The 26999-nt window shown below is 69.3% G+C and carries 16 protein-coding genes; 9 read left to right on the top strand and 7 right to left on the bottom strand.

The window, feature by feature from the left end:
• Window positions 1–5: 5 nt before the first annotated feature.
• On the top strand, window positions 6–1142 hold the full coding sequence (locus ACIA12_RS34700; protein ID WP_396371526.1) for a DUF58 domain-containing protein: 1137 nt from the start codon (window positions 6–8) through the stop codon (window positions 1140–1142).
• A complete protein-coding gene (locus tag ACIA12_RS34695) occupies window positions 1139–3271 on the top strand; it encodes a transglutaminaseTgpA domain-containing protein (RefSeq protein WP_396371524.1) in 2133 nt (710 codons plus the stop codon). The genes ACIA12_RS34700 and ACIA12_RS34695 overlap by 4 nt, the downstream gene beginning before the upstream one ends.
• Here ACIA12_RS34695 and ACIA12_RS34690 read toward each other — a convergent pair.
• The 3 genes from ACIA12_RS34690 to ACIA12_RS34680 are packed head-to-tail and all read right to left on the bottom strand — an operon-like array spanning window position 3268 to window position 5795.
• Complete coding sequence (locus tag ACIA12_RS34690; protein WP_396371523.1) at window positions 3268–4605, bottom strand: serine/threonine protein kinase; 1338 nt, start codon at window positions 4603–4605, stop codon at window positions 3268–3270. The two genes, ACIA12_RS34695 and ACIA12_RS34690, sit on opposite strands and share 4 nt — an antisense overlap.
• A 12-nt stretch (window positions 4606–4617) precedes the next feature.
• Window positions 4618–5175: a hypothetical protein gene (locus tag ACIA12_RS34685; RefSeq protein WP_396371522.1), complete on the bottom strand. Its 558-nt coding sequence runs from the start codon at window positions 5173–5175 to the stop codon at window positions 4618–4620.
• The gene (locus ACIA12_RS34680) at window positions 5172–5795 is read right to left on the bottom strand and encodes a hypothetical protein (RefSeq protein WP_396371521.1); all 624 of its coding nucleotides are present in this window, start codon (window positions 5793–5795) and stop codon (window positions 5172–5174) included. The genes ACIA12_RS34685 and ACIA12_RS34680 overlap by 4 nt, the downstream gene beginning before the upstream one ends.
• A gap of 197 nt (window positions 5796–5992) precedes the next feature.
• On the opposite strand from ACIA12_RS34680, the gene eccD reads away from it, so the two are divergent.
• Both eccD and eccB read left to right on the top strand, forming a co-directional pair.
• The gene (eccD, locus tag ACIA12_RS34675; RefSeq protein ID WP_396371520.1) at window positions 5993–7375 is read left to right on the top strand and encodes a type VII secretion integral membrane protein EccD; all 1383 of its coding nucleotides are present in this window, start codon (window positions 5993–5995) and stop codon (window positions 7373–7375) included.
• Between the two features lies 1 nt (window position 7376).
• Entirely contained in the window at window positions 7377–8801 is a 1425-nt protein-coding gene (gene eccB / locus ACIA12_RS34670) for a type VII secretion protein EccB (protein WP_396371519.1), read from the top strand.
• Between the two features lie 72 nt (window positions 8802–8873).
• Here the strand turns inward: eccB and ACIA12_RS34665 are convergent, their stop codons facing one another.
• From ACIA12_RS34665 to eccCa, 3 genes are read right to left on the bottom strand one after another with little or no spacing between them, the layout of a single operon-like run.
• Window positions 8874–10454 (bottom strand): hypothetical protein, encoded by a 1581-nt coding sequence (locus ACIA12_RS34665; protein WP_396371518.1) that lies wholly within the window; start codon window positions 10452–10454, stop codon window positions 8874–8876.
• A 4-nt stretch (window positions 10455–10458) separates the two neighbouring features.
• Window positions 10459–10932, bottom strand: a complete 474-nt coding sequence (locus tag ACIA12_RS34660; protein WP_396371517.1) for a hypothetical protein — start codon at window positions 10930–10932, stop codon at window positions 10459–10461.
• Window positions 10932–14942: a type VII secretion protein EccCa gene (eccCa, locus tag ACIA12_RS34655; protein ID WP_396371516.1), complete on the bottom strand. Its 4011-nt coding sequence runs from the start codon at window positions 14940–14942 to the stop codon at window positions 10932–10934. Before eccCa ends, ACIA12_RS34660 begins: the two co-directional genes overlap by 1 nt.
• A gap of 153 nt (window positions 14943–15095) precedes the next feature.
• Here eccCa and ACIA12_RS34650 point away from each other — a divergent pair, with 153 nt between their 5' ends.
• Window positions 15096–15419, top strand: coding sequence for a hypothetical protein (locus ACIA12_RS34650; protein WP_396371515.1), 324 nt, complete (start codon window positions 15096–15098; stop codon window positions 15417–15419).
• 28 nt (window positions 15420–15447) lie between these two features.
• The gene (locus ACIA12_RS34645; RefSeq protein ID WP_396371514.1) at window positions 15448–15753 is read left to right on the top strand and encodes a hypothetical protein; all 306 of its coding nucleotides are present in this window, start codon (window positions 15448–15450) and stop codon (window positions 15751–15753) included.
• A gap of 75 nt (window positions 15754–15828) precedes the next feature.
• On the opposite strand, the gene mycP is transcribed toward ACIA12_RS34645, so the two are convergent.
• Window positions 15829–17250 (bottom strand): type VII secretion-associated serine protease mycosin, encoded by a 1422-nt coding sequence (mycP, locus tag ACIA12_RS34640; RefSeq protein WP_396371512.1) that lies wholly within the window; start codon window positions 17248–17250, stop codon window positions 15829–15831.
• Here mycP and ACIA12_RS34635 point away from each other — a divergent pair.
• The 3 genes from ACIA12_RS34635 to ACIA12_RS34625 are packed head-to-tail and all read left to right on the top strand — an operon-like array spanning window position 17237 to window position 26999.
• Complete coding sequence (locus ACIA12_RS34635) at window positions 17237–17644, top strand: YbaB/EbfC family nucleoid-associated protein (RefSeq protein ID WP_396371511.1); 408 nt, start codon at window positions 17237–17239, stop codon at window positions 17642–17644. The genes mycP and ACIA12_RS34635 overlap by 14 nt on opposite strands.
• Window positions 17637–17993 (top strand): hypothetical protein, encoded by a 357-nt coding sequence (locus tag ACIA12_RS34630; protein ID WP_396371510.1) that lies wholly within the window; start codon window positions 17637–17639, stop codon window positions 17991–17993. Before ACIA12_RS34635 ends, ACIA12_RS34630 begins: the two co-directional genes overlap by 8 nt.
• Before the next feature lie 27 nt (window positions 17994–18020).
• The gene (locus ACIA12_RS34625) at window positions 18021–26999 is read left to right on the top strand and encodes a DNA/RNA non-specific endonuclease (protein WP_396371509.1); all 8979 of its coding nucleotides are present in this window, start codon (window positions 18021–18023) and stop codon (window positions 26997–26999) included.

The raw sequence follows: 26999 nt of genomic DNA, 5'->3' as shown, positions 1-26999 counted from the left end.
CACCGATGCGACTGACTGGACGTGGGATCTCGGTCCTGGTGGGATCGATCGTGCTCTACGGGCTGGGCGAGCTCGGCGGCTACACCTTCTTCCGGGCATTGGGCGGCATCGGCATCGGCGCGCTGATCGCCGCGACTCTGCTGACTGTGCGCCAACCGCATGTGTCGGTGAAGCGTGGACTGACGCCTGACCGCGTCGAGCGTGGCCGGCCCGCATTGGCGACGCTGCGGGTGCGCAACGAGGGCACCCGCTGGCAGCCGGCCTTCGCGGCCCACGACTCGGCCGGGGTGGAGCGGCAGCAGGTGCGCATCCGTCGACTCGGTCCGGCGGGCGAAGCGACGTACCGGTATGAACTCCCGACGACCCGACGTGGGCGCATCCAGGTGGGCCCGCTGACGCTCGAGCGCACGGACCCGCTGGGCCTGGCCGTCAACCGGCTGGCGACGGGCGAGGTCGCGACGCTCTGGGTGCACCCGAAGCGGCATGCGACCCGCACGGTCGTCGCAGGGCGGCCGCGGCATCATCACCTCGGCCGGACCGCCGACGACTCCCTGCGTGGCTCGGCTGATCTGCGGGATGTTCGCCCGTACGTGGTCGGCGACGAAGTACGGCACCTGCACTGGAAGGCGACCGCGCGGACCGGGCAGTTGATGGTTCGTGACTTCGTCGATCCGGACCAGCCGCGGTTGACCGTTCTGCTGGACACCCGGACGGAACCGTTGCCTGAGGCACTGTTCGAGGAAGGTGTCGAGGTGGCCGCCTCGATCTTGTTCGCGGCTTCGATGGCTGGGCATCGGTGCCGGTTGATCACGTCGGCAGGCGCGGACATCGCCGCGCCGGGCGGGGCGTTGGCGTCGCGGCAGTTCCTCGACGAGCTGTGCATCGTCGAACAGAAGGATGACCGGGATGCCTTGCTGCCGAGGTCATTGACCACCGGGGCCTCCAGTGGTGGCGCGATCGTGGTCGTCACCGGAGTCCGGGGGACGGCAAATGATCTTGCTCCGCTGCTGGTGCGGTACAGCTCGGTGACAGTGCTCGGGCTCGGTCCCGTGCATGGGGTCGCGCCGATCCTCGGTGCACGGGTCATCCTGGCCGCCGACGCGGCTGAGGCGTTGCAGCAGTGGAGCGGGGTGATCGAGTGAGCAGCCGGCGCCGCACCCTCGCGGTGATCGCTGCCGCGCTCATCGGGGGCCTTTGCTTCGGGCCTGTCTTCTCGGTGGCTGGGCTGTTGCTGCCCGTCGGCGCGGTGTGCTTGGCGGCGTACCTGGTCACCGAGCTGTGTCGCGCCTGGCCGTCGTTGCTTGCCTGGCGGCCGATCCTGGTGATCGTGGGCGGGTTGGTGGCCGTGATCGAGACGGTGCTCAGGGCAACGACATTGGGTGGCCTGCCCACCGGCAAGACGTTCTCGGCGCTCGGGCACGGACTGACGTCATGGCAGACGACGCTGGAGTCGACCTGGCCGGCTCGTCCGGACTCTGACCTGGTGCTGTTCGTTCCGCTGCTGGTGCTGCTCGCTTGCCTGCTGGGGTTGGAGTTGCTCGATCGGACGCCGCCCCTGGTGGCAGTACTGCCCGGGTTGGCAGTTGTCGGCGTGAGTCAGCTCTATATTGCGTTGACTGGGCTCAGCGCAGTACTGGTTGCTCTTGCGTATGGCCTGGTGGTTGCTGCGTTGCTGGTGGCCGATTGGCGCGGTCCGACGGACAAGGCTCGGCGTACGAGCCCGTTGTCGCCGTTGCTGGCTGCTGCCATCGTGACGGTGATCGCTGTGGTGGGTGGCATCGCGGTGAGTGCTCTGGACGTGTTCGGGCGTACGCCGTACACGCTGCAGAAGGCTCAGAGCGTTGCTGTGCCGACCTCTCGCGTGCCCAGTCCGCTGGACGAGTTGGCGAGTCGGTTGAGCCAGCAGAACCAGGGCAAGCTGCTCTTCCGGTACAAGTCCTCGGAGCCAGTCAGCCGGTGGCGGCAGGTGGCGCTGGAGCAGTTCGACGGCGCCAACTGGAGCACCGACTACTCGTTCCTGCGCCTGGGATCGGAGCTGGGTCCCGGGCCGCGGGTGACCGTTGCGACGGCCAAGCAGCACGCCACGGTCGAGCTGAAGGGCCTTACCGGCCCGTGGCTGCCCGGGCAGTTGCTGCCGTCCTCCGTCAGCGGCGTGGTCGAGCCGCAGATCGAGCCGAACGGCGGCACGCTGATCGCCGCCGAGCAGCCGGGGATCTACGACCTGACCTGGTCCAAGCCTTCCATCTCCGCCAAGCAGCTCTACCGCTCGGGGATCGACCCGAAGGAGGTCGATGGGCTGGGAGACCTCGGTACCGTGCCCAACGAGATCTCGGTGAAGGCCGACGAGGCGATTCCGGAGAAGCGAGCGACGTTCGCGACCGCGCTGGCGCTGGAGACCTACATGTGGGACCACTACCAGGTCGCCACCAAGGATCCGTTGCCGACGGGACACAGCTGGCCCCAGCTCAAGCCGTTCCTGGAGGGCGAGGCGTACGGCACCAGTGAACAGTTCGCCGCCGGGTACGTCGCGCTGGCCCGGATCAAGGGCATCCCCGCCCGATTGGCCGTCGGCTTCCGGGCGCCCGACAAGGCGGATCCCGACGGATGGTACTCGGTCTACAACCGCGACGCGTTCGCCTGGCCCGAGGTAGCCGTCGATGGGGTCGGGTGGTGGCCGCTGGACCCAGCGGGCAAGGCTGCCGAGGGCAACAAGCAGCCGGCGCCGGGTAGCGACGCGGCGGTGACCCAGGAGGCGCGGAAGGAAGCACCCCCGGTCGACAAGCTCGAGGACCCCGCAGTACCGCCGCCCACCGACGAACCCGGCGACGAGCGGAGCTGGGGCGGCATCGACGTACCGGTGCTCGGCATCTTCATCGGATCGGTCGCCTTGCTCTTGCTGTGGCTGGTGGGGGTACCGCTGCTCAAGCTGATTCGTGGCCTGCGGCGGCGTCGGCGTACTGGCAGTGCTGCGGTGGTCGGCGCGTGGTCGGAGGTACGTGACCGGCTGCGTGCGCACGGGGTCGCGGTGACGTCGGGCATGACTGTGCGGGACCTGGTGGCCGCCTCCGGCGAGGTGGCCGACGACCGTGCTCGCGCGGGGATCGGAGTGGTCGCGCAGACGGTCGACCGGGCCCTGTGGTCTGGGACCCAGGCCGGGCCGGATCTCGGGCGGCAGGCGTGGGCCGGCGTACGGGAGGTCAGCCGCGGGCTGCGATCCCGACCATGGACGGAACGACTGCAGGCGGCCTTCGAGATCAGGAGCCTCTTCTAGCTGGAGCAGGAGGCTCCGCGGATCGGCATCGGCTTGCTGGCGTAGCCGCCGACGCCGTCGGTGCCCTGGACCTCGAAGCAGTACTTGAGGCCCGGGGTGATCTTGCCGGTCCAGGAGGTGTTGGTGCCCTTGTAGAGGAGCACCGGCTCCTTCTTGCCCTGCTCAGCGCCGAAGACGGCGACCGTCATCGGCTTGAACGTGGCCCACTGCAGCTTGACCGACGTACCGAGGTCCTGCGGCGGCTTGAGCTCGATGTCGACCGGCTGAGACGTCGCCGGTACGGAAGTCGTGGTCTGGAGCTGGGGACCGGCGGCCGGGGGCTTCTTCTCCCCGGGCTGCAACACCACCGGTACTACGGCCAGCAACGCCACGGCGGCAGCCGCTGCGATCACCATCGCCTTGGACGGCTTCTTCCAGGATGCCTTCTTCTTGGCGGTCTTCTTCACCGGCACCCGGGCCGGCGCGACCTGAGTGATCCGCCCACCAGCCAGTTCATCGCGGAAGTCGTCGAAGTCCAGGTCGTCCGTTGCGGGCTCATCCGCCTGCAAAAGAAGGGCTTCCAGCTCCTGTACGACCTGCGCCGCCTCGGGTCGCGCGTCCGGCTCCTTCGCCATCATCCGGACCAGTAGTCCGGTCAGCGCCGGCGGCACGTCACGGCCGGAAACCTCAGGTACGGGCTCGCGCAGCACCCGCAGTACGACGTCGTCGCTGGCCTCACCGGTCCTGGCCGGAAAGGGCGAGTGCCCGGTCAACGCCAGGTAGAGCACGGCCCCGAGCCCATATACATCGGCCTGCTCCGACAACTCACCGTCCCGCAGCACCTCGGGAGCCGTGTACGCCGCGTCTCCCATCAGGTCCCGCGGAAACCGCAACCGCAGCGCCATCCCGAAGTCACTCAACACCGGCTGCCCACTGGACCGTTCGAGCACATTGGCCGGCGTAACCCCACCGTGCACCAGCCCGGCGTTGTGCGCATCGGCCAGCACAGAGGCAAGGATCTGCCCCAGCACCACCACATCGCCGATCGGCAGCGGCCCGCTCGCCACCAGCTCCACCAGCGACTGCGGACAGAACTCCATCCGCAACCCGGTCCGCCCGTCCGGCAACTCCTCGAGCGCATCCACCCGCAAGATCGACGGCGCCGACCGCAACCCGGCCAGCTTCGCCTGCTCGACCTCGACCCCGTTGTACGTCCGCCGATCGAGCGGCTGCGGATACACCTTCAGCACCGCCGTCCGCCCACCACCAGCCGGAGCCATCAGGAAGACCGACGCAACCGGTCCCTCGGCCCGGGGAATAAACGAACCCAGCGAAATCTCCACCATCACCGTCATCTTCGCATCACTTCAGCGCACCACGTCGAGATAGGCGCAGCCGTGGCTGGTCAGGTACTTCAGGTCGGCGAGCAGTCCGTCGACGACGTCCTCGGGCCGGCATCCCCTTGCCGACGCGCGGGTCTCACAACACGCCCACAGGCTCGGCGCCGTCGATCCCCACTGCCACAACTCGTAGCGGCCGGGATCGAGAACGGCGGCCGGACCCAGGGATGGCAGACCGACGGCGTACCGATCCGGCTCTTCCAGACTGTTGCCGAGACCGACGAACAGCACACCCAGCCGATGGCCACGGGCGAACTCCTCGGCCGTCGGCCCCGGTGTCACGATCAAACCGGCTGACACCAGCCAGTCCAGCAGAGATCGAGCGTCGCTGATACCCAGCCGGTCGGCGTATCGGCCGAGCTCAGCTTCGGTCAGGACCGCCGCGTCATGGCTCAATGACCACAGGCCGAAGGCGTTGCCGGGTAGCTGGTGCAGCTCTCGGCCGACCCGGACGGTGTGAATCACCTGATCCGCGTGCACTCGCCGGCCGGCGTAGTGACCGATGGGCAGGACGCTGCCGATCACGATGCTTCCCGGCGATCGAAGTACGCCGCCCGGACGGCCAGCAGCCCATGAGCGGATCGGAGGATCCCGGCCAGCAGGCGATGTGGATCGCGTTCATCCGGGGTGGTCTCGGCCGAGCTGCGAGCGATCTCAGCCGCTTCCTGGCACCCGGACCACAGCTGCGGGGTCAGGTGGGTCCACATCCAGACGTCGTACACCGCATGCGAAACCTGGACCACCGGCTGGTCGAGCAGACCGATGTCGGCCAGCCAGGGCTGGTCCGGGTTCGGTCCGAGACCGGTCAGCAGCGGCACCAGTTGGTGGCGGTCGGCGAACCTGATCGCTGACTCGTCGTCGGGATGGAACGTGGCAAGCAGCCCCTTGGTCAGCAGGCGTTCGACGAGCAGCGTCATCCGATCGGCCGACAGCCCGAACCGGCTGCCACCATCGGGCAGCGAGTTCCTGGTCGGCCGGTCGGTGTCATCGATGCCGTGGGCAAGCAACCAGACGGCGAACTCATCGTCGGTCAGCCGGCTGGCGTCGGAGCCCACCCGGACCTGGTGGCGGCGGCCGTGCGGAGCGGCGTACAAGGCACCGAGGTCGTGACCGATCGGCATCAGCAACTCCTCGCTTGCCGCCATCTGGACCTCCTCGGGCTCGGTTCCGCTCAGGCTAGGCCGGTATGACCGTCTGGCTCGCCGGTCGGCAGGAACATGACGCCGCGATACCGAACCGATCCAGGGCCCGTCCAGACCTGGTCCAGCCGGGTGTCCGTTAGCTGCCAACCGGCACGCGGCCGGGGCCTGGCTTGTCAGCGTGGGCGGGAAGGAGAGTGCCGATGAACATCACAGGACTGGTCCGCGTCACCATCACCGCCCCCCAGCGCCGCCTCGACCTGGCTCTGCCCGAGCAGGCGTCGGTGGCCGAGATCCTGCCGGGCATCCTCGCCAAGGCGGGCGAGAACCTCGCCGACGCGGGAGTGCCGGAAGACGGCTGGGTACTACGCACCGCCGACGGACTGCCGTTGGCCCTCGGCCGGACGCTGGGCTCACATCGCATCAAGGACGGCGAGATCCTCCACCTGGTACCGCGGCGGACTGAGTGGCCGGAACTCGAGTACGACGACCTCGTGGACGCCGTCGCCGCGGGGTCCGGCCGGCTCGGCGCGCCCTGGGCGGGCTGGCACACCCGTGGAGCGGGGCTGACCGCAGCGGCGGTGGCCCTGCTCGTCGTCCTCGTCACCGTCCTGCGAGCCGGTACGCCGTGGAGCGGACCGGCCGGCTGGCTGCTTCTACTGGCGCCGCTGCTGGTCGCTGCCGCTGTGACTCTGGCGAGGGTCGTCGGCGATGCTGGAGCAGGTGTGCTGATCGGCGCAGCCGGCCTGATGTTCGCGGCCGTCGGCGGAGGACTGTTGCTCGCGGGCGCCGCACCAAGACCCGCCATTGGCGCACCGCAACTACTCACCGGCTCGGCGGCCCTCGTCCTGGCCGGAGTCGCCTGCTACCTCGGTGTCGTGGATGGTGGAACCCTCTTCGCCGCGGCGATGAGTGCCGGCTTGCTCGGCGTGATTGCCGGATGGATCGGCACGGCCGACTCGCTGGGTGGATCGGACGTCGCTGCCGTGGTCGGGACCGCGCTGCTGGCCTTCTCCCCGTTGCTCGCCTCGCTGGCGATCCGGTTGGGCAGGCTCCCGATGCCGATCCTGCCGCGATCCACGGCCGACCTGGTCCGCGACGATCCACAGCCACCGAGGCGGCACGTCTACGGTGCCGTCGTCCGGGCCGACGGGCTGCTCAGCGGCATGCTCGCCGCGCTGATGCTGGTCCTGTCGATCTGCCTGGTCCTGCTGTTGCAGTCGCAGACCCGCTCGGCCACCCTGCTGGTCATCCTGCTCACCGTCGGGTCCCTGATCAGAGCCCGCCTCTACCCGATCGTCAAGCAGCGTTCGATGCTGCTCATCCCAGGACTGGTCGGCGCTGCCGGGCTGGTGATCGGCCCGCTGAGCCGAGCCAGCGCGGACCCGGTCGTGACGGTCGTCCCCTTGCTCTTGGTACTGGCCGCGCTGATCGTGTTCGTCGGCCTCCGGTACAGCACTCGCCCCGCCAACCCGTACCTCAGCCGCTATGCCGAGTTGCTCGAGATCCTGATCGTCCTGTCGCTCATCCCGGTCGTCTGCTCGGTGCTCGGCCTGTACGGCGTAGTACGGGGCTGGGGAGGCTGAGATGGCGACCAAGCGGGATCAACTGCAGTCCCATCAGTTCCTCGTCCAGCGGATGGTGTCCGCGCTGGTCACCAGGGAGTCCGACCCGGAGCAGCCGTCGTTCAAGAGGCCGTCGACTGCCGCGTTCGGCAGCCTCGCGCTCGCCGTCCTGGCGCTGGTAGCGGTCGGCGTCTACGGCCTGGTGGTGCCGGGCGGCAGCAAGGCGTGGGCCAAGGGGGAGGTGGTCGTGGTCGAGAAGGAGACCGGTACCCGCTACGTCTACGTCGACCAGCGGCTCTACCCGGTCACGAACTACGTCTCGGCATTGCTTGCCCTAGGCAAGAAGGCTGAGACGAAACGGGTCTCCCAGCGGTCGCTGGTCGGCGTACCGCGGGGACCGCAGATAGGTATCCGGGACGCTCCGGACGCGCTGCCCGCGAAGAACCGGTTGCTGTCCGGGGCCTGGACGCTCTGCTCGGAGCCGACCCTCGATCTGTCCGGGGCCCGCACCAGCGAATCTGTGCTGATGGTCGGGCAGCAGCCTGCCGGTGGGCGTCAGTTGACCGACGAGGCGATGCTGGTCGAAGTGATCGAGACGGGCGACCAGTACCTGCTTCGCCGCGGGTACCGGCACCGGATCCTGAAGGCGGACCGGCGGGTGGTCCGGCCCGCGCTCGGTTCCGAGCCATGGGCGAAGGTCGGCGAAGCCTTCGTCGCCGGTCTGCCGGATGGTCAGCCGATCGCGCCGATCAAGGTGGCCGGCCTCGGCAAGCCGTCGACGGCGGTGGCCGGGCGGCCGCGGACGCTGACCGGGCAACTCTTCTCGATCAAGCCGTCCGGCGGCGACGTGCAGTACTACCTGGCCGAGCAGAAGCAGTTGCGGCCGATCTCCGCGCTGCAGTACAACATCCAGCTGGCCTACCAGCCGATGGTCGCGGCGTACGGCGGCAAAGCGCCGTACGGGATCGAGTTGAGCCCGTTGCTGGCCGGACAGGTCGCGCCACCGCCAGTGGACCTCGAGCCGGGACAGGCACCGGCCAGCCGGCCCGAGTTCGTGGCGCCGCGCGATGGGCTCGGAACGATCTGCGCCACCTTCGCGCCCGGCGACAAGACACCTTCGCTGTCCGTCGATCCATCGATGCCGGCCCGCGACCCGGCCATCACGACCGCACGCCGAGGACCGGCCGGTACCCGGCTCGCCGATCGCATCCTGGTTCCGCCGGGCAGTGCGGCTGTGATCGAGGCGATGCCCTCGGATCGTGCTCCCGCCGGGACGCTCTCGCTCATCACCGACCTGGGGCGCAGCTACCCGATGGCAGACCCGAAGGTGCTGGAGGTGCTCGGGTACGCGGGGGTCCAGCCGGTCAAGATCCCGTCGGGCCTGGTCGCCAGGATCCCGCAGGGCAGTGGACTCGACCCGGCCGCTGCGATCCGGCAGGCCGTCTGACCGATCCACCGGCACGAACGGAAGCGCCCCGGGATTTTCCCGGGGCGCTTCGTCGTACCGATCAGGAAGCGGTCATCTGGCCAGCCGGCGCTGCGAGGTGATCGGCGCGGCGGCCGTCGGTAGCGCCTGCTCCTCGCTTTCTACTTGCCACAGCTCCTCGTCCAGGAGTTGCAACGTCTCCGTAGGCTCCTTCACCCGGCTCTTCTTGGCCGCGACCGGTACCGCCGAGAACTCCTCGTTCTTCCCTGCTTTACCGCGCAGAGCAGCCGGTACGCCGGGAGTCGGCCCGGTCTGCCGCCCGCGGCCGGTGTTGGAGCCGCGCATCGGTCCAGCCCCGGGCTTGCCTGCTCGACCTCCGCCGGCGCCCATCGCCCCCGGGGGCATCATCGGAGGCGGAGCGCCCGCGCCGCCAACAGGTCCACCCGCCTGCGTCGAGGGAACACCTGAGCCAGGCATCGCGGGCGCCTGGCCACTGCTCGTCGCGGCCGGACCGCCTGGCTTGGCTACCTGGGCGATCGACTCGACGCCGTGGGGCGTGCCCGCCTTGGCCGGCCCGAGGTCGCTCGCCTTCGCATTCCCGAGGTGACTCAAGCCGCCGCCACCTCCGCCACCTCCGCCGCGGATGCCGGTGGCAGGGCCGGGCAGCGTCGGGTACTTGCCGCCTGGGCTGTTCCTTCCCGGCAGGATCGGCGCCAACGGCACCCCGCCCGGCGGGATGGTGGGGTACTGCGGCACGTGCGACATCCCCAGACCAGGAAGGGCGCCGTTCGGGAGATGCGTCGCCGGACCTGGCAGCGTTGGGATGCCGGCCAGGCCAGGTCCGCTGGGCTGCGCCGGATCGGGCAAGCCGCTCTCGCCCGTGAATCCTCCAGGGTCCGCACCAGCGCCGGGGTCAGCACCCGCCGCCCCCGGATCGGCGCCGGCTCCGGGGTCTGCACCGGCTCCGGGGTCGGCACCTGCCCCTCCTGGGTCGGCACCAGCGCCCGGCGCCGAGCTCGGCCCGCCACCCGGACCACCGGGTGCGGCACCGGTACCAGCAGCCGCGTCCGCTGAACCAGCCTTCGGGCCGACCCAGTTCAGTCCGTTGCCGGCCGCCTCGACCAGGGGTTTGGCCGCGTCGTACTTGCTGGCGAGCAGGGTGACCGACTGAGCGGCCGCAGTCACCGGTGGCCGCAGCTGGTCCGCCCGCGCTTTCTGCATGGCCGCGGCCTGCTCCGGAGTCTGTGGGACTCCCTCGAACAGCTTGTCGTTCTCGCGGAACGACTCCAGGATGCGGTTGAACTCGACCAGCTGCTTGGCCACTTCGTTGGCGGTCAGGGTGACCTGGGTGCCGGCCTGCTGCAGGGCGTCCGCGACACCGTTGGCCATCGCCGCGGCCGACTGGGTCATCGACTGGGAGGTCTCGTCGACCTTGCCCTGGAAGATCGGGGCGTCCTGCCCCTTCCAGCCGTGCATCAGTTTGCTGGTGGCGTTGACCAGATTCGTCTGCGTCTCGGTCACCGCATCGTGCGCCGCGGGCCACATCTGGGCAGCGTCGAGCAGCCGGGCCCGTGTGTTGAGCTCGGACTGGGCGTACTGGTCGAGCGTCTCGATCCCGAACTTCAAGGCCTCCGGCGTATCACCGGAGGCGAACTTCAGGTAGTCCATGACCATGGCTTCACTCCTCGTTCATGACGGCCTGGGAGAACCTCGGGTCCTCGTCGGGCAGCCCCGGCCGCTGGACCGCCAGCTTGTTGACCAGGCCCGCGATCTGCGCGTCGGCGGCGTCGTACCGGGCGCCGATGGTCTTCGCGGTGGAGCGATAGCCGAGCATCCCCTGCTGCACCGAGGTGACATAGGTCGTCAACTGGTTGCGGGAGACCGCGTCGGCCTTCAGCAGGTCCCGGCCCTCGACCATCAGACCCGCGGCCGTCGTCGCCGACGGTCCGGTCTGGTTGATCTTGGTCCCGTCGCTGGTGGCCTGGCCCGGCAGCTCGACTGCGCCGGTCTGGGTGTTCACCAGCACGGCGGACGACGAGGTGGTCGCGTGGGCGGCGATGCTGCTCATCGCGTTGTCGTCCACGCCGACGCCGTCGGTCCCCGCGAATTCGTAGAGATAGCCGACGATCACGTCGACTTCGCTTTCTGCCATCAGTTCACCTTTCCTTCGGTCGGGTCTTCGGTGTCGTCACCGGTCTCCTGATCCGGTGGCGGGCAGGTCAGCTGGATGAGCTGGCTGGTACCGCGCCGGTCGACCAGCCAGCCCCGGCCGGGCGGCAGGGCCTGCGCCCGCAGCCCGCCGAGCAGGACGCCTTCGTCGCGGCTGCCGGACATCAGCAGGCCGGGCGCGCCGACCTCGCGCATCCGGTTGACGAACGGCTCGAACAAACCGCGGCCGGCTCCACCGCTGCGGCGGGTCACGATGACATGCAGGCCGATCTCCTCCGCCTGGGTGAGATACGGGAGCAGCGGCATCAGCGGGTGGTCCTGGAAGGTGGCGACCATGTCGTAGTCGTCCACCAGGACGAAGACCTCGGGCCCGTGCCACCAACTGCGGTCGCGGAGCTGCTGGGGAGTCACCCCGGCTCCGGGCAGCCGCTCGGAGATGGCCTGCGCCACCTCCGTGATCAGGGCCGTGGCGACCTGCTGACTCGTGCCGTAGCCGAGCAGATGGGCTCCCTCGACCGCGCCCAGCAGGCTGCGCCGGTAGTCGACGACCACCATCCGCGCCTGCTCCGGCGTGTACGTCTCCTGGATCCGGCCTGCCAGCGTGCGCAGGAAGCCGCTCTTCCCGGACGAGTTGTCGCCGAGCAGGATGAAGTTCGGATCGTGGCGCAGGTCCAGGTGGACCGGTTGCAGGTTCCGCTCGGCAAGACCGATCGCCAGGCCTTGCTCCGGACTGCTCACCCCGTTCAACTCTTCGTACGCGACCTCGGCCGGCAACAACTTGATGGCTTCGGCCGGTTCCTGCGGCCACGCGTCCCCGGCGGCCCGGGCCAGTTCGGCCATACCGGCTGCCATTCGTTCGTCCTGCTCGCCCCGCAGCCTGGGCTGGGCGATCAGGAAGTGATGTTTGGTGGCGGTCAGCCCGCGGCCGGGAGAGTCGGCCGGGACCAGGATGGCGGACCGGCGGTCGACGAAGGAGTCGGTCGGATCGCCGAGCCGCAGTTCGAGCTTGGTTCCGCACAGGTCGCGGATGTTGGTCCGCAGGTCGAACCAGCGGGCCGCGCTCACCATCAGGTGGACGCCGTAGGCCAGGCCGCGGGTGGCGATGTCGGCCAGTACCGTCTCGAGATCGTCGAAGTCGTTGCGGATGGTCAGCCAGCCGTCCACGACCAGGAAGACGTCGCCGTACGCCGCGTCCGCGAGGTCACCCGCTGCCCGCCGCCCGCGGTAGTCGTCGATGCTGTCGATCCCCGCCCGGGCGAACTCCCGTTCGCGGGTGGCGATGATGCCCATCACCTCGGCGATGGTCCGCCGGACCCCGTTGGTCTCCTGCCGCCCGGCGACCCCGCCGACGTGGGGCAGGTCGCGCAGCGGGCCGAGGACGCCGCCGCCGAAGTCCAGGCAGTAGAACTGGACCTCCCGTGGCGTGTGGGTGAGCGCCAGGCTGCTGATGATGGTCGCCAGCGTCGTGCTCTTGCCGCTCTGCGGACCGCCGATGACCGCGACATGCCCGCCCCCCGCGGACAGATCGAGCCGGAGCTGATCATGGCGCTGGTCGAGAGGACGGTCGACCACACCGACAACGGCTACGAGCCGGCCGACAGCAGTGGCGTCCGCCGAGGTCAGGCCACGATTCTGATCGACGTACGGCCGGCCGAGGAGCTCGTCCAGGGCCGGCGATCCGTCCAAGGGCGGTAGCCAGATCTGGTGGGCCTGGGCGCCGCGCCCGGTCAACCGGTCGCCCAGGACATCCATCAGGGTTTCGCCGACCGCCTCCTCCGCGGCTTCGGCCGCAGCCTTGGTCTGTTCCTCGTCGTCATCGGGATCCACGGCGGGAGCGACGTACGACGTGGAGTAGTCCTGCAGATCCAGTGAATCGTCGGCGGCGGCCAGCATCGTCGTCGCGTTCGGCCGGCGGTGGACTCCGGACACGTAGGCGGACCGGAACCGGTCCATCGGCTCGGTACCGACCCGGAGGAACCCATGACCCGGTGCCCTGGGCAACCGGAAGGCGTCGTTGACGCCGAGCACCGTGCGGCTGTCCATGTCGGAGAACGTCCGCAACCCGATCCGGTACGACAGGTGGGCTTCCAGACCGCGAAGCCGGCCCTCCTCGAGGCGCTGGCTTGCCAGCAGCAGGTGGACGCCCAGGCTGCGGCCCACCCGGCCGATCTGAACGAACATGTCGATGAAGTCCGGACGCGCCGTGAGCAACTCGCTGAACTCGTCGCAGATCACCAGCAGGGTGGGGACTTCCTCCAGCGGAGCACCGGCGGCCCTGGCCTTCTCGTAGTCGCGCAACGAAGAGAAGTTGCCTGCGGCCCGTAACAGCTCCTGGCGGCGGAGCAGTTCCCCGTTGATCGCGTCCGTCATCCGGTCGACCAAGTGCAACTCGTCGGCCAGGTTGGTGATCACCGCGCAGGTGTGCGGCAGCCTGTCCATCCGGGTGAAGGTCGCGCCACCCTTGAAGTCGACCAGGGCGAAGTTCAGTGACCGCGGCGGATGCGTGATCGCCAGCGCGAGCACCAAGGTGCGAAGCAGCTCGCTCTTGCCGGACCCGGTGGCGCCGATCAGCAGGCCGTGAGGTCCCATGCCGTCCTGGGCGGACTCCTTCAGGTCGAGCTCGATCGGCAGGCCGTCGGCCCGGATGCCGAACCGGACCCGCAGCCGCTCGCGGTTCGGGCGGGGAAGCCAGGTGGTGTCCGGGTCGAAGTCGAAGGGATCGCCAAGATCGAGCAACTCGGCCAGCCCCAGGTCGGCGTTCAGCGGCTGCTCGCCGTGCGAACCGGCCGTCAGTCGCAGCGGCGCGAGTTGCCGGGCCAGCCCCTCGGCCGCGACGGCGTCGAGCTGATCGGCTTGCCCGAGTACAACCTCACCGTCCATCGTCTCGCTGGTGATCGTCGCGTCGGCGGCGATGTCGAGTACCACCGCCGTACTGTCGATCGCCCGGGGTGGCGCTGAGCGCAGGTCGACGATGGTGACGCCTTCGAGCCCGGGCCCGACCAGCAGGTGATCCGAGCCGGCGGTCTCGCCACCATCGAGTACGACGACCAGGTGCGGGCCCGACACCCGTCCCGGCGTCTCCGGATCGAACCGAGGCCGGGTGGTCAGCAGGTCGTCCATCATCGCCTCGAGCGCGGTCGCCGACGGAGCCACCAGCCGGATCGGCCCCAGCGCGTCGCTGCGTTCGGGGTGCAGACCGTGTGGCAGCCATTTGATCCAGTCCCAGTCCGTCCGGCCCTGATCGTCCGTGCAGACGGCGATCCGGAGGTCGTCGGGCGGTTGCAGGGTGGCCAACTGAGCCAGCAACGCACGAACCATGCCCAGCGACCTTTCGCGGTCGCCAGGCAGGTAGATCCGGCTGAAGCCGTTCATCGCGATGGCCAGCGGGAGGTCCGGGACGGTCGTGTAGGTGGAGAGAAAGCGCCGCAAAGCCAACGCGGACAGGGGTTCCAGTCGCTCCAGTGGCTGGGTGTCCGGTGGTACGAGAGAGGTTGCCGGGCTCTGCGGGCCGACTCCGATCCGGGCTACGGCGAAGTCCGCGTCATCGCGGCGGCGCTCCCAGAGCCGGTAGCTGGCGGCGACCGACCACAGCGTCTCGGGGGCCGGATGGGCGTACCACAAGGCGTTTCGCTGCTGTTCGACAGAACGGCCGAGCCGCAGCCGCTGCTGGGCGAGGTGCCGCAGATAGCCGCGTCGGGCCTGCCCCATCTCCTGCTTGCCGCCACCGCGGCCAAGCATGCCGGCCACGATCATGCCGATCATCGCGGCGCCGAACAGCCCGAAGATGACGTACCGCAGGCCGCCCCCGAGGCTGCCGGAGAACATCAGCATCATCGCGCCCATCATCGCCACCATCGGCAGCACCATCAGCATCTGCGTCCAGGCCCGGCCGCCCGGTTCAGGCACCTCCGGGGGCGGATCCAGCAGCAGCTCACCCGTCGGCATCTCCGGCGCGGGTCTGCGCATCGGCCGTCGGACCACCATCGTCGCCATCGCGGCACCTTCCACTTGCGGTTGCGTCGATGATCGCCTGCCGGGACGGCCGTGGTCCGGCGATGGCAGGAAGGTGTCGTGGGCGCCGGTTCGGTGCCGCGGATCCCTAGCGTGACAAGGGCAAATGAGGCGATCGACGGAAGGAGTCGAACCATGCCTGGAGAACTGAGCGGTATCACCGAGAGCATGCTGCATCTCGGCAACAACACCAGATCGAACATGGCGGACATGCTGTCCACCAAGCAGGCGCTGAAGGGGCACATGGAGTCCGCGCGCCCTGGATTCATGGGTCAGGGCGGCGACGCGAGCCAGATCACCCATGAGGACTGGGACATCATGGACACGAACCGGGTGCACCTGCCCGGCCTGGACGTGGCCGACCAGGTCACCAACATCGCGAACGGCTACGACCAGGCCGACCTCGACATCAAGGGCCTGGTCGGCAGCCTCGGCCAGGCCATCAACCCGAGCGCGTGACGAGTCAGATCACGAGAGGAGAGTCACAATGACCTACGTCAAAGGGAATTTCGGGGTGATGGATGCCCTGGGCACCCAGTTGCAGCAGGGTGGTACGCAGCTGGGCGAGATCGGCCAGACCCAGGTGACCCAGATCAACGCTTCCGGCACCGACTACTGGGTGGACGGCGCCGGCGGCAACGGCGCGCTCGGTGCGGTCGGTCACCAGTGGAACACCAGGAACACCGACTCGGCCACCACGGCGATCAACCACGGCCAGGTTGTCCACCAGAGCAGGGACATCTTCGCCGACACGCTGCAGAACTCGATCGCAGCCCTGGAGGGCATGTTCTGATCACCGCGTGACATCGAAGGACCCCGGTACTGCGGTACCGGGGTCCTTCTGTGTCCGCCCGCACCGGCCGGTGGGTCAGGCCGGTGTGCGGAACAGCTGGTCGGGCGGTGGTTCCGGGGCCTGCGGTCGCCGGGAGCGTGGAAGGCTGGTGCGCGCGGCGGTCCAGCGTCGGCGCCGGCCCGCGGCCAGGATCGCGCTGACCAGTATCACCGTCGCCACGCCCGCCAGAGCGAGTCCCGTCATCGCCCGCGCTTCGTTGCCAGCGGCAACCCACCAGGCGACCACCGCCAACTGCTGCTGGTCGACCGGCGGTTCGGCCATCGGTGGCATCGCCCGGCCCTTCGACGCGTCCAATCCTTCGGTCACCGCGCGATAGGGATCGACGACACCGGCGCCGTACTCCTGGCTGCCCGCACCGCCTCGCGCGGGACTCGCCGTGGCGCGTAGTCGCTGGGCCACCTGCGCCGCCGTCAACTTCGGCCAGGCCGACCGGACCAGCGCCGCAGTCGCGGCGACGAAGGGTGCCGCGAAGCTGGTGCCGTCGACATAGGCGTGGCCGGCGCGCCTGGTCGTGCTGAGCACGCCGGCGCCAGGAGCCATCAGATCGACGTACGCACCGATCTGTGAGCTGTTGGCCCGGGCGCCCGAGATATCGATGGCGCCGACGCCGATGACGCCCGGATACCCGGCTGGGTAGGAAGGCACGCGCTGCGCGCGATCCTGCTGGCCGTTGCCGACCGCGGCCACGATGACGACGTCCTTGCGCACCGCGTAGGCGATCGCGGCCCTGACCTGCGGTTGGTTCGCCGGGCCGGCCATCGACAGGTTCATCACCTTGGCGCCCCGGTCGGCGGCGTACTTGATGCCTGCGGCAAGGACATTGGAGTCGATCGTCCGGGTGCCGCCGGAATCGTTGGCCTCCCGATCGCTGACCCGCACCGGGAGGATGCGAGCGCCGGGAGCGATGCCCTGGAAGCCGATCCCGGGTGCGGCGTCGGCACTGATCAAGCCCGCCACTGCAGTGCCGTGGGAGACACAGTCGTAGTTGCCCGGAAGTTTGCCGACCAGGAAGAAGTCCCGGCCAGGCAGGACCTTGCCGGGCCGTCGCAACTGCGGGTGGTCCGCGTCGACACCTGAGTCGACCACGGCCACTGTCACCCCGGTACCGGTGCTGTACGGCCATACCCGTTGCGGCATCAGTAGTTGCTGAGCCCAGGGGAGCATGCGGACGGTGGGGTGGGCAGGCTCGGGGTTGCTGCAGGCACCCTTCGGCGGTACGGCGTACACCGGGACAACGGTGGCGATGCCCGACAGAGCCAGGCATCCCAAGGCTGCCGCGAGACAGCGCGTCAACGGTCTCATCACCTCGTCATCGTCAGCGGTGGCAGCGCGGCCGGCCGGGCGGTGGCCGGAAGAGGTCAGCGCGGTAGCGGGCGGGATCGCCGGACCGAGACTGGTCCGGACGATGACCTTGGAGGCTGCGATGGATTTCGGCAAACCGACGGCGACGGATCCTGACGGAGTACTGGCCGGGTTGGACGAACTCGAGCGGCACGCCCGGACATTGCAGCAGGCGATGGCCACCGAGCGGGCAACCGCCGAGTCGGCCGACGGGCTGATCCAGGTGACCGTCGATGCCCGCGGCGGCGTACTCGAACTCGACCTCGATCCGCGGATCTATCGCGTCCAGGACTCCACCGCGCTGGCCGCCGACATCCTGCTGGCGATCAAGAAGGCGACGGCCGCCGCGCAGGGCAAGGTGTTCCGCCAGGCCAAGTCGCTGTTCGGGGCCGGTGCGTTCGGGGCCGGTACGACCGCCGAGGACGCGGACCTGGAGTTCGACGCCTTCCTGCGTGAGGTCGGGCGGCTGAAGGGTGACGACCGTGGCTGACGCTCCGCAGCCGATCAACCTGGGCGGCCTCGGCGACATCGACATGTACCCGATCGAGACCCAGGCCGCGGCGCGGCTCGTTCACCAGGCGGGCAAGGCCTTCGCCACGGTCTGGGACGCGACCGTCCAGCACATCCTCGACGCGGAGAAGATGCTCGGTCAGGGGGCCGACGAGCTCGGCAAGACCTTCCGGGCGAGCTACAACCCGTTCTCCTCGACCGTGATCCCGGCCGCCAGGCAGATCGACCCGACCTACGACGGGCTGGCCGGGGCCGGCTCCAAGGCGGTCGTCCGCTACCTGGAGGTGGACGGCCAGATCATCCCCGACCTCTTCCGCAAGCTCGAGTGACCGGTGATCCCCGAACCCACGGAGGAGATGTGGCTCTGGATCAGGGCCCAGCGCGACAACCTCTGGCCACCTGACAACGAGGACATCGCCGAACAGCTCGGCAACGACTGGGACAAGGTCGCCGACGCGCTGGTCGCGACGATCGCGCTGGCCAACCAAGCCGTCAGCCAGGTGATGACGGCTTGGCCCGACGTGGCGGGCCAGACCTTCACGCGCAAGCTCAGCGCGGTTGCCAACGGCACCGCCGGCGCCGGCCCGGGTGGCGGCATGGGCTCGGCCGGGCACGAGGAACTCGTCGCGATGATGCGCGAGATGGCCCGGACGGCGCACAAGTACGCCGAGACGATCCAGCACATCAAGCTCACCATCAAGGTCGAGATCGCGATCAACATCGCGCTCTTCGCGCTCAGCTTCCTGCTCCCGCCGGGCATCGGCGACCTGTTCCGCTGGCGGATGGCCGCGACGATCGCGACCCGGCTGGCGAACCTGGTCCGGATCGCCGCCGGTGCGATGGGGCACGCTGCCGCGGGCCTCCGGCCGGCCCTCGCCCACCTGGCCAAAGAGATCGTGATGGAGGGGTTCGAGGAGGCGGTGATCGAGGGCACCGCGCAGTTCATCGGCAAGAACTTCGGCTACCGCGACGAGTACGACCCGAAGCAGATCCTGATCAACACCGGGGCCGGTGGTGGCGGCGCGATCCTGGCTTTGCCGCTGGGACCGTTGGGCCGGGGCGCATCCCGGATCACCGGTGGGCTGGCCCGAGCTCTTCCGTCGCCGACCCGCATCGCGCCGATCAAGGCTGCGCTGGTCGAGCATGTCGAGCAGGGTACGCACGTCTTCGTGGTGAACGGGATCACCTCGCCCATCGCCGGTACCACCGCGCAGGCCATCGCCGACGGCAAGCTGAAGGAGTTGTCGATCGCGGGGTACGGACAGGCGATCCTGGACCAGGGCCTCGGGGCCGGCGCGCTGGGCGCGATGCGGGCGCACAGCACCTTGGGCGGTACTCAGCTCGGACACGCTTGGTCGAGTGCCGCCGGGATCGCCCCACCGGTTGCTGGGCACGCGACCGCGAACCCAGCGATCGATCCCGGGCCTAACCCGCCCGTCCACACACCCGCCCAGGCCGGCGCGACCAGCGCCGCTCCAGGCTCCACCACCCCAGGCCAAGGCGCAGCCGGGAACCAGGGCTCGCTGCAGAGTGGGACGAGTAGCCACAGCGGCAGCTCTGGTGCTGACGCCTCTGGTGGTTCCGGGTCCGACCAAGGCTCTGCTACTGGGCGAGGTACAGCAGCAGATCACAACGCCCGGGCAGCCCAGTCGGCACACGATCAGCAGAACAACACCGACCCAACCCAGCACGCCCACTCCGGCGAGCACCAGGCTGACATTGCAGAAAACCCTACGGATCAGACTGTAGAGAGCCAGGCACCCGGCGGTGATCCCACCAATCAGGTCGGCGCTGAACAACACCTCGGCGGCGATCACACCGATCACCTGACCACCGACTCGGCCCAGCCGGACACATCAGCCCACCACGCCCCGACCAACAGCACCGACACCTCGGCAACGGACTCGTCCAACAGCACCAACAGCTCGGCAACGGACTCATCCACCAGCACCGACGGTGCGGCCACGGTCGCGCCCGTTGCCGCACAGGTTCATGCGCAGCCGGCCGCCACCCAGGTTCACGCGCAGCCTGCCAGCGGAGCGACAGCTAGCCATTCAGGCTCGGCTGCCAATGCCTCGCCTTCGAGCAGTACGCAGCAAGGAGTACCCGTCGCCCCCGCGCCGGTCGACAAGGCGAAGGACTCCCAGCAGAGCGGTTCCGAGCAACACGACGACGCTTCAGTCAGCCAAGAGACCACGGATCAGCAGACCAGCGAAGTATCGCCCGCGCCGGTTGATCAATCCGTCCAGGAAGACGGCCATACCAGGGATCCGGCGACGCCGGTTATCCCCGCGCCTGGATCGTCATTCGCGCTTGCCGCCGCGGCGGTCAGGGCCGCCGACAGCAACACCACCGACAGCTCTTCTGCTCCCGCGAACGGTCCCGCCCATACGAGCTCGTCGAACGACTCGGGCAAACCTCCCGCACAGACCGGTCCGCAGGGTCCGGTCGGCCCGGTCGATCCTCCCGGTACCGCCGAGGAGAGCGCGGAACCGGGTGAGTTCGGCTGGTTCGATCAGAACTCGCCAGTGATCGCGCCGGCGGACCAGAAGCCGCGCGGGCCGATCAACGACACCGGCACCAAGAGCTCCGGAAAGAACACAGCCCGGTGGTTCTCGGACGAGAACGGCTGGCTGCGATCGGTCCACGCGCATCTGGCCGAGGACCACGGCGGGGGCGGCCGGACAGCCGCCGACGCGAAGGCGCAGGCGGAGGCTGCCGGCCGTGGTACCGCCGGTGACCAGGGTGGTCACGCGCTGGCCTGGCGGTTCTTCCGGGAGACAGTTCTGCAGAACCTCTTCCCGCAGGCCGCGCAGCTCAACAACAGCGCCTTCCGCAAACTGGAGAACGAGTGGGTCGCCTGGATCAAGAGCGGCCACGAGATCGACCTCGTCGTCCGCGTCCCACCCGGCCAAAAACGCCCCGACTCCGTCACCGTGACCTACACAGTGACCGACTCGACCGGCCGAGTCATCTGGGCCGGCGGCCGCACCTTCATCAACCAGAACGGCCAGATCTACACCCGCTACCCCACCCCCAGAATCAAGGTCTTCGCCCCCAACACCGACAACCTCTTCGAACCACCCACCACACCACCCCCCTCACCCCCCACCGGCCCCCCGCCCTCCGTCCCCACCACCCCCACTCCACCAAGCGGCCCTACCACCCCCACTCCACCAAGCGGCCCTACCACCCCTACTCCGCCGGGCGGTTCCACCACCCCTACTCCGCCGAGCGGTGCCGCCACCTCCACTCCGCCCAGCACCGCCCCGGCCAGTACGACCCCGGCCACCCCGCCCACCACCACCCCGGCCGGCGATCGGTCGTCGGGTCCTACGACGTCCAACCCGCCGAGCCCTGGTTCTTCAGACCCGACCACGCAGGCCGGGCCCACCGGGACGGCTGACAGTGATCGCGGCGCGATCCGCCGGGCTCTGAACCCCGAGAACGGACCGGTCGACCCGTCTGAGGGTGGGCATCGGGGTGACACCGTGCATAGCCCGGAGGTGCCTCACACGCGGTATGTCGCTGACGGCCGGCCGGTCGGTGCTCCGGTGCTCACCCCGGCGGACGTTGTGGCCGCGATCGCTGGTCTGCAGACGAGCGACTTCGGTGGTGCTATCAGTGGTGTGCAGCCGATCTCGCCGGTCGACTTCCGGGTGGACATCCCCGGCGCCGACTCGCAGTACTTCCACGTGGAGATCGGTCCGGTACGCCGGGGAAGTCTCGCGGCGACGACGATCGGCGCCGGAACCGACGTCGACCCGCACCAGCTCACAGTCGCGCCAGGTGTCCACAACGCGATCCTGGCCCGGGTCGGGGTCCACGAGATCAGCCACACCATGCAAGAACTCAACAGCCCGCCGCAGGGCGTGATCCGACGCCTGTGGGGCCGCCTGACCGGCGCTGAGCACAACGCATGCGTCGACGCCCAGTTCAACGAGCATCGGTTGCTCACCCGGCAGTGGGCCGAAGCGGTCGAGCAGGCGCGGCGTACCGGTCTCCCCGCGGACCAGCAAGCCGAGCTCGACCTTCGCAACGACATCGAGGGGCTCGCGAAGGCGATCGAGGCCCGTGGCCGGGTAGCACCCGCTCATCCCTGGGAGTCCAGTACGACGCCGCCGACACTGGCAGAGTACAAGGCCGAGGTCGCCCGCCGACGGCAGGCGCTCGACGACGTCCTGACCGCCCTGCATGACCGCATCAGAGCGAAGACCGAGGCAGCTGCCGAAGCGGGCCGTGCCAGAGAAAAGGCCGAACGTGACCTGACAAAGGCCATGAATGCCAAGGACAACGGCCGATTCGCCCGGACTCGCGAGGCCGGGAAAGAGATCCAAAAAAACACCGAGGTGGAGACTCGGCACCGGGCGCTCGCGGCGAAGTACCAGACGGCTCTCAGCCACGTCGAGGCCGCAGCGACCGGCTACGACCAGATCCTGGCCGACACAGCCGCCACCGCGCCGGACCAACTCGCCGATGCCACCCGGGCCGCAGCAGCCGACCTAGCGGCGTACGAGCAACTGATGGCCACAGTGGCTCCGGCGCCTGCCGCCTTGGCCAGCCTGGTCCCAACCGGGACGCTGCCGCACCTGACCCGGCTCACCGAGCAGCTCAATGCCGAACTGGTTGCCCGTGGCATCGACCATGAGTTCACCGCGACCAGTCTCCAGCAACTTCTGAGCGCCGAGTTCCGCAACGTCGCCGGGCCGGAGGGGGCCGTACTCCGGGTCGGCAGGGCCCGCGTCGCCGAGGTGCGAGTGAGGCTGAACCTCTCCGAGCTAGCCGAGGTGACCAACCCCGGGATGAAGTTCTCCGAGATGGTCTTCGGGCTGTTCCCGCAAGGCGGCCGCCGGCTGGCGACGACCCAGACGAGCACGACCAGCTCCAGCAACCGGCTGTCGCTCACTGCCCTGATCAGGTTGCTCAGCAGCGTCCCCGGACTGCAGTGGGTCGGCGAACACTTGACGCTCAAGCTGACCGTTTCATCGGACCAGAAGCGGTCCGTGACGACGAATGCCGCTGCCTACGCGCAGAGCGCCGGGGTCGAGAACAACCGCGGCGAGGCGCTGCTCCTCAGCGGCAAGGCCGGCTGGCAACTCGACATCCGGCGCCAAGGGACGACCACCTGGCTCGCGGCGGGTGAGGTTGCTACGGGCAACCAAGGTGACAGCAAGGAGCTCAGAGCCTGGATCTCGCACACGTACGTCGACGATCCGTCCGTCCGCCTGGTCCAGCGCGCCGATCTGGACCCTGCTGCCAAGCAGGTCCTGCCGCCCCACGTGCCTTCCGCGATCAGCGGGCTGCATGCTCTCAACGACGACGTCCAGGCGACCTTCGCCGAGGAGATCCGCAAGCTCGGCGCCGGTGCCGCACGGCAGGTTCGCGAGCAGCTCCAGGCCGCGTTGACCGAGGACCTCCCTGGACGGTTGTCCGAGTCGACCGAGCACGCCGTACTGCGTCCGCTCATGGTCGCCGGCAAGCCGGTCGGTCATGTGCAGGTGGAGACGACGGTCCGCTACGAGGAGGCCGAGCTGGTCGGTGGTCAGAGTACGGCGCACTGGCAGGAGCGGAACCGGATCGACAGCGGGACCGCGAGTGCCCGGCAGAACTTCGGCGCGGGCGTCTCCGTCTCGACGGCCACCGGCCTCGGCGGCGAAGGGTTCACCGATGTCGACGGCTCCGAAATCAACTGGGGGCCGGGGGCAACGGGTGGCCACAGTGCCTCCCGGTCGGAAGGGCTGTCGGCCGGCGGTACGGCGCTGCAGATTCACGGTCAACGGTTCACCGGTCCGACCCAGGGGTACAGGCTGGTGTTCGACCACAAGGTGACGCTCGTACTGGGGACCCGAACCGTCGGCACCGCGGAAGGCAACAGCGCCGGGCTGGTCCGTCTTCAGGCCAATGACGCCTATCGCGCCGGGCTTCCCGTGGACGAGTCTGTCCTGGTACGCGCCGCCGACGGCACCCCGTTGATCGAGAACGGACAGCCAGTACTCCGGGGCGACATCCGGACCGATGTCGACCTCGCCGGCCGAAAGCTCGAACTCCCCGCCTGGGCCCGGGATGCCCTGGGACGACTCCGCGGATCCGGTCCATGGGCGGTGCAGGCCGTGACCGGTGGCAAGCAGGCCTTCGAATCGATCGTCGCGCATCTGAGTGAACGCGGCTTCCTGCCGGATCTCGACGCGGCCGGCAATCCGGACCTGTCCAGACTGTCGTCCGACCCGCTCGAACGGCACAGCCAACTGCTCAACCTCGCTGAACTCCAAGCCCAGCTGTCGGCAGACCGGCTCGAGGCCGGCTACGACACCGCTGCCCAGGGCGGCCTGGTGGTGACCTTGAGCCGCTCGGATTCGGCCGGGCCGACGGAGACTGTCAGCCTGCGGATCGCGATCGAGCAGGGCACGGCGAAGGCGGTCGGTGTGACCTCGGACGAGTCGATGGTGACGCTGGTCATCGGCTCGGACTCGGCTGGACGGTCGGGCGAAGTGAGCCGCGCGCTGCCCTGGACCGCGAGCCCAATAGGGGTGAGTTCGGATGGCGGACCGGCGCAGACAGTGGACACGAAGGCCGATGTCTCCTACGGACGGCGGTCGCTGGGCCGCGTTCTGAACTGGTTCACCGGTGGGACGGTCAATCGGGTCACCCTGGTGGAGAGTACGTCGCCGTTGGCGGTCTTCGAGATCTCGCATCGACTGGTCGTGACGGAACTGACCGCAGGCGGCCCCGAGCTCGTGCATGCCGGCGTCGACGGGACCTCGGCCCGTGTTCTGCTCGACTCCGACCTGCTCCCGTACTCCGCGCCGACGGCGACCGTCGTCGACCAGAACCGCCCGGTCGCCCAGAAGGTGCTCGACCGGGCGGTCGTCCTGGCACTGGGAGCGCAGGACCTGATCCGCGGGCTGCCGGAGGCGTTGACGTCGGACGCGACCGCGCTGCAGCACCTTGCGGCGTTCCTGAGTCCGCGCAACCTGATCGCTCACCCCGAATGGACCCAGGACGGCTACCGGACGGCCGCTGTGGTTCGCGGCTGGGGGCCGGCGTCGAAGCGCAGTACGGTGTCGCTGTCAGGGACGGTGCAGGGCGCCGAGCTGGTGTCGGTCACCGAAGGGGTGTCCGGCGACATAGTGCTTGCCCTCAGCAACAACGGGGTTTCGGCCGGCAGCTCAGGGAACAGCACGGCCCGGTTCTCGGCGGGCGCGGCCGAGGACTCGAGCGGCGGTGGGATCAACGGGAGCCTTGGTACTGGAACTACCCGGACCCAGCAGGAGCAGTCGGTCTGGGGGACCGAGCGGCAGATCATCGAGGTGGGACGGCAGTACGTCTTCAAGGCGGGGGTGATGTTCGATCTCGCGGTCGACAAGCTGGCTCCCGCGCAGAGCCGGTCGGAGACGGTCTTCCAGCTGTCCGAGATCGACGCCCTGCGGTTCTACGGCCAGGCCGAACTGTCGTTGCCGCTGGATCAGGTCGCCGATGCCGTCGAGCGTTACCTGCAAGGCGATCTCGAGCTCAGCCGCCCGGACGCGGCGAGACTCGTCCGGACCTACCGGGCCGAGCTGGCCGCGGCACGAGCCTCCGGTACGCCGGTACCGGCGCTGGCCGCGGACCACACGATCAACGCGTTGGCGGGGAAGCTGGTCGGCCGTCCGCTGCCCTCCACAGGTGAGGCCCGGCTGACGCAGGCGCTGGCGCTGGCGGAGAAGCTGGCCGAGCCGACCCGCCTGCCCGGCCACTTCCAGCGGAACCTCGGCGCGAGCCTGATCGAGGGCATCGAGCTGACCGATGGGCAGCACAGCGAGATTCGCCTGGTGGAGCAGGTGAAGGCACAACTGCGTGAGCAGCTGGGGATCGATGCCGAGCAGGATCCCGTCCTCGCCGAGGCGCTGTTCGCCGAGCTGGCCGGCAAACGCTGGTGGGGCCGGATGGACGACATGCTCGGGCCCGACGGGTTCGCGCGGACCTATCCGGTCGGGAAGCCGGGTGCGCTGAAGGGGCAGCGGGTCGCGGTACGGATCCGCGCGATGCTGACCGAGGACGCTGTCAGCCTCGGGGAGACGGGGAAGACCACGATCAGCACGGTCCAGCGTTATGTCTACGACGAGCAGAGCAGGACCGTGGCCAACCGACGATCGGCCGGTATGGGCGCGGATGGCTCGATCGACGCCGGGCACGGCGGTTCGTTGAGCACTGATCGGTCGGGCGACGGATCAGTGGCGCATGCGGAGCAGCGGGTCCGGATCGAGCGGGTGGCGACCTTCGACGGCCTGACCCGGATGCAGCGCGGGGTGCGGCTCAGTATCGAGGTCGTCCACGAGCCGGTCGCCGGCGGGCCGACTCGCGGCCGGCTGGCGCGTACCGCGATACCGGGACCTCCGGCGATAGCTCCCGCGCCGGTCGAGCTCAAGGGCTCGATGGTTCAGCTGGTACCTCGGTACTGGACCAACGCCGCGAATCCCGGGCCGGTCCAGCCGGGCGAGGTCGTCCTCCCGAGCACCTACTTCGTCGAGGGGACGGTGGGGTCCGCCGAGGTGGAGAACTCCTTGCTCGCGGCAATCAATGAGCAGCTTGCCCGGCCGGACATCCTGTCCTTGGACGGCATCCGGTCGCTCCGGGACCGCTTGACGAGCGTGTTGTCGGCAGCGGTCCGGGCAGCGTCCTTCAGCCGGGCGGCCTCGCCGGACAGTCAGGTGATGCGGTTCGCGGTGCCCGACACGGTGCGTCAGGTGGTCGATGTCGGTGTCCGCGCGCGGGTCACTGGTGTGCAGTTGCTGAGCGGTCCGACCGACGGGGTCGAGATCGGCGAGGTCAACCGCAGCATGGCGACGGTCTCGCACACGACGACCTCGAGCAGGCTGCTCCCCGTGACGAGCGGCGGCACCCTGGACGGAGCGGTACTCGGCGGCGGGATGACCTCGGGCGAACAACTCACGGACACGGTCACCGATGTCCGCGGCGCGCGAGGTGAGCTGAGCCGGTACGAGAAGGGATCCGTCGTCACAGTCAAGGTGAGCGTCGAGTACGACGTGAAGGTGGCTCGCAGCAAGTTGCAGCGCAGCGGCGGCGAGCGGGTCCTTGTGACTCGCGCCACTCCAGCGGTCGCGACTGGCGAGGCCTACCTCACGATGTCCACGGCTGACTACCGGGCGATGATCGAGGGCCTTGTACCGGCTGTCCCAACCTCGCCGTCGCCGTCGGCGCCCGCGCCGGCACGGTCGCCCGCGCTGGCACGATCACCCGTCCTGTACTTCCCTGGCTCGGTGCATACCGCGTCGTCCTACCTGTTGGCTCTGCGGCGGGCACAGCAGGAACTTGAGCGGAACTCAGGCGGCGGCTGA

It is taken from the genome of Kribbella sp. NPDC051620 (genome assembly GCF_044453825.1).
Taxonomy (GTDB): domain Bacteria; phylum Actinomycetota; class Actinomycetes; order Propionibacteriales; family Kribbellaceae; genus Kribbella.
This window is presented reverse-complemented; position numbering and strand designations above follow the sequence as displayed.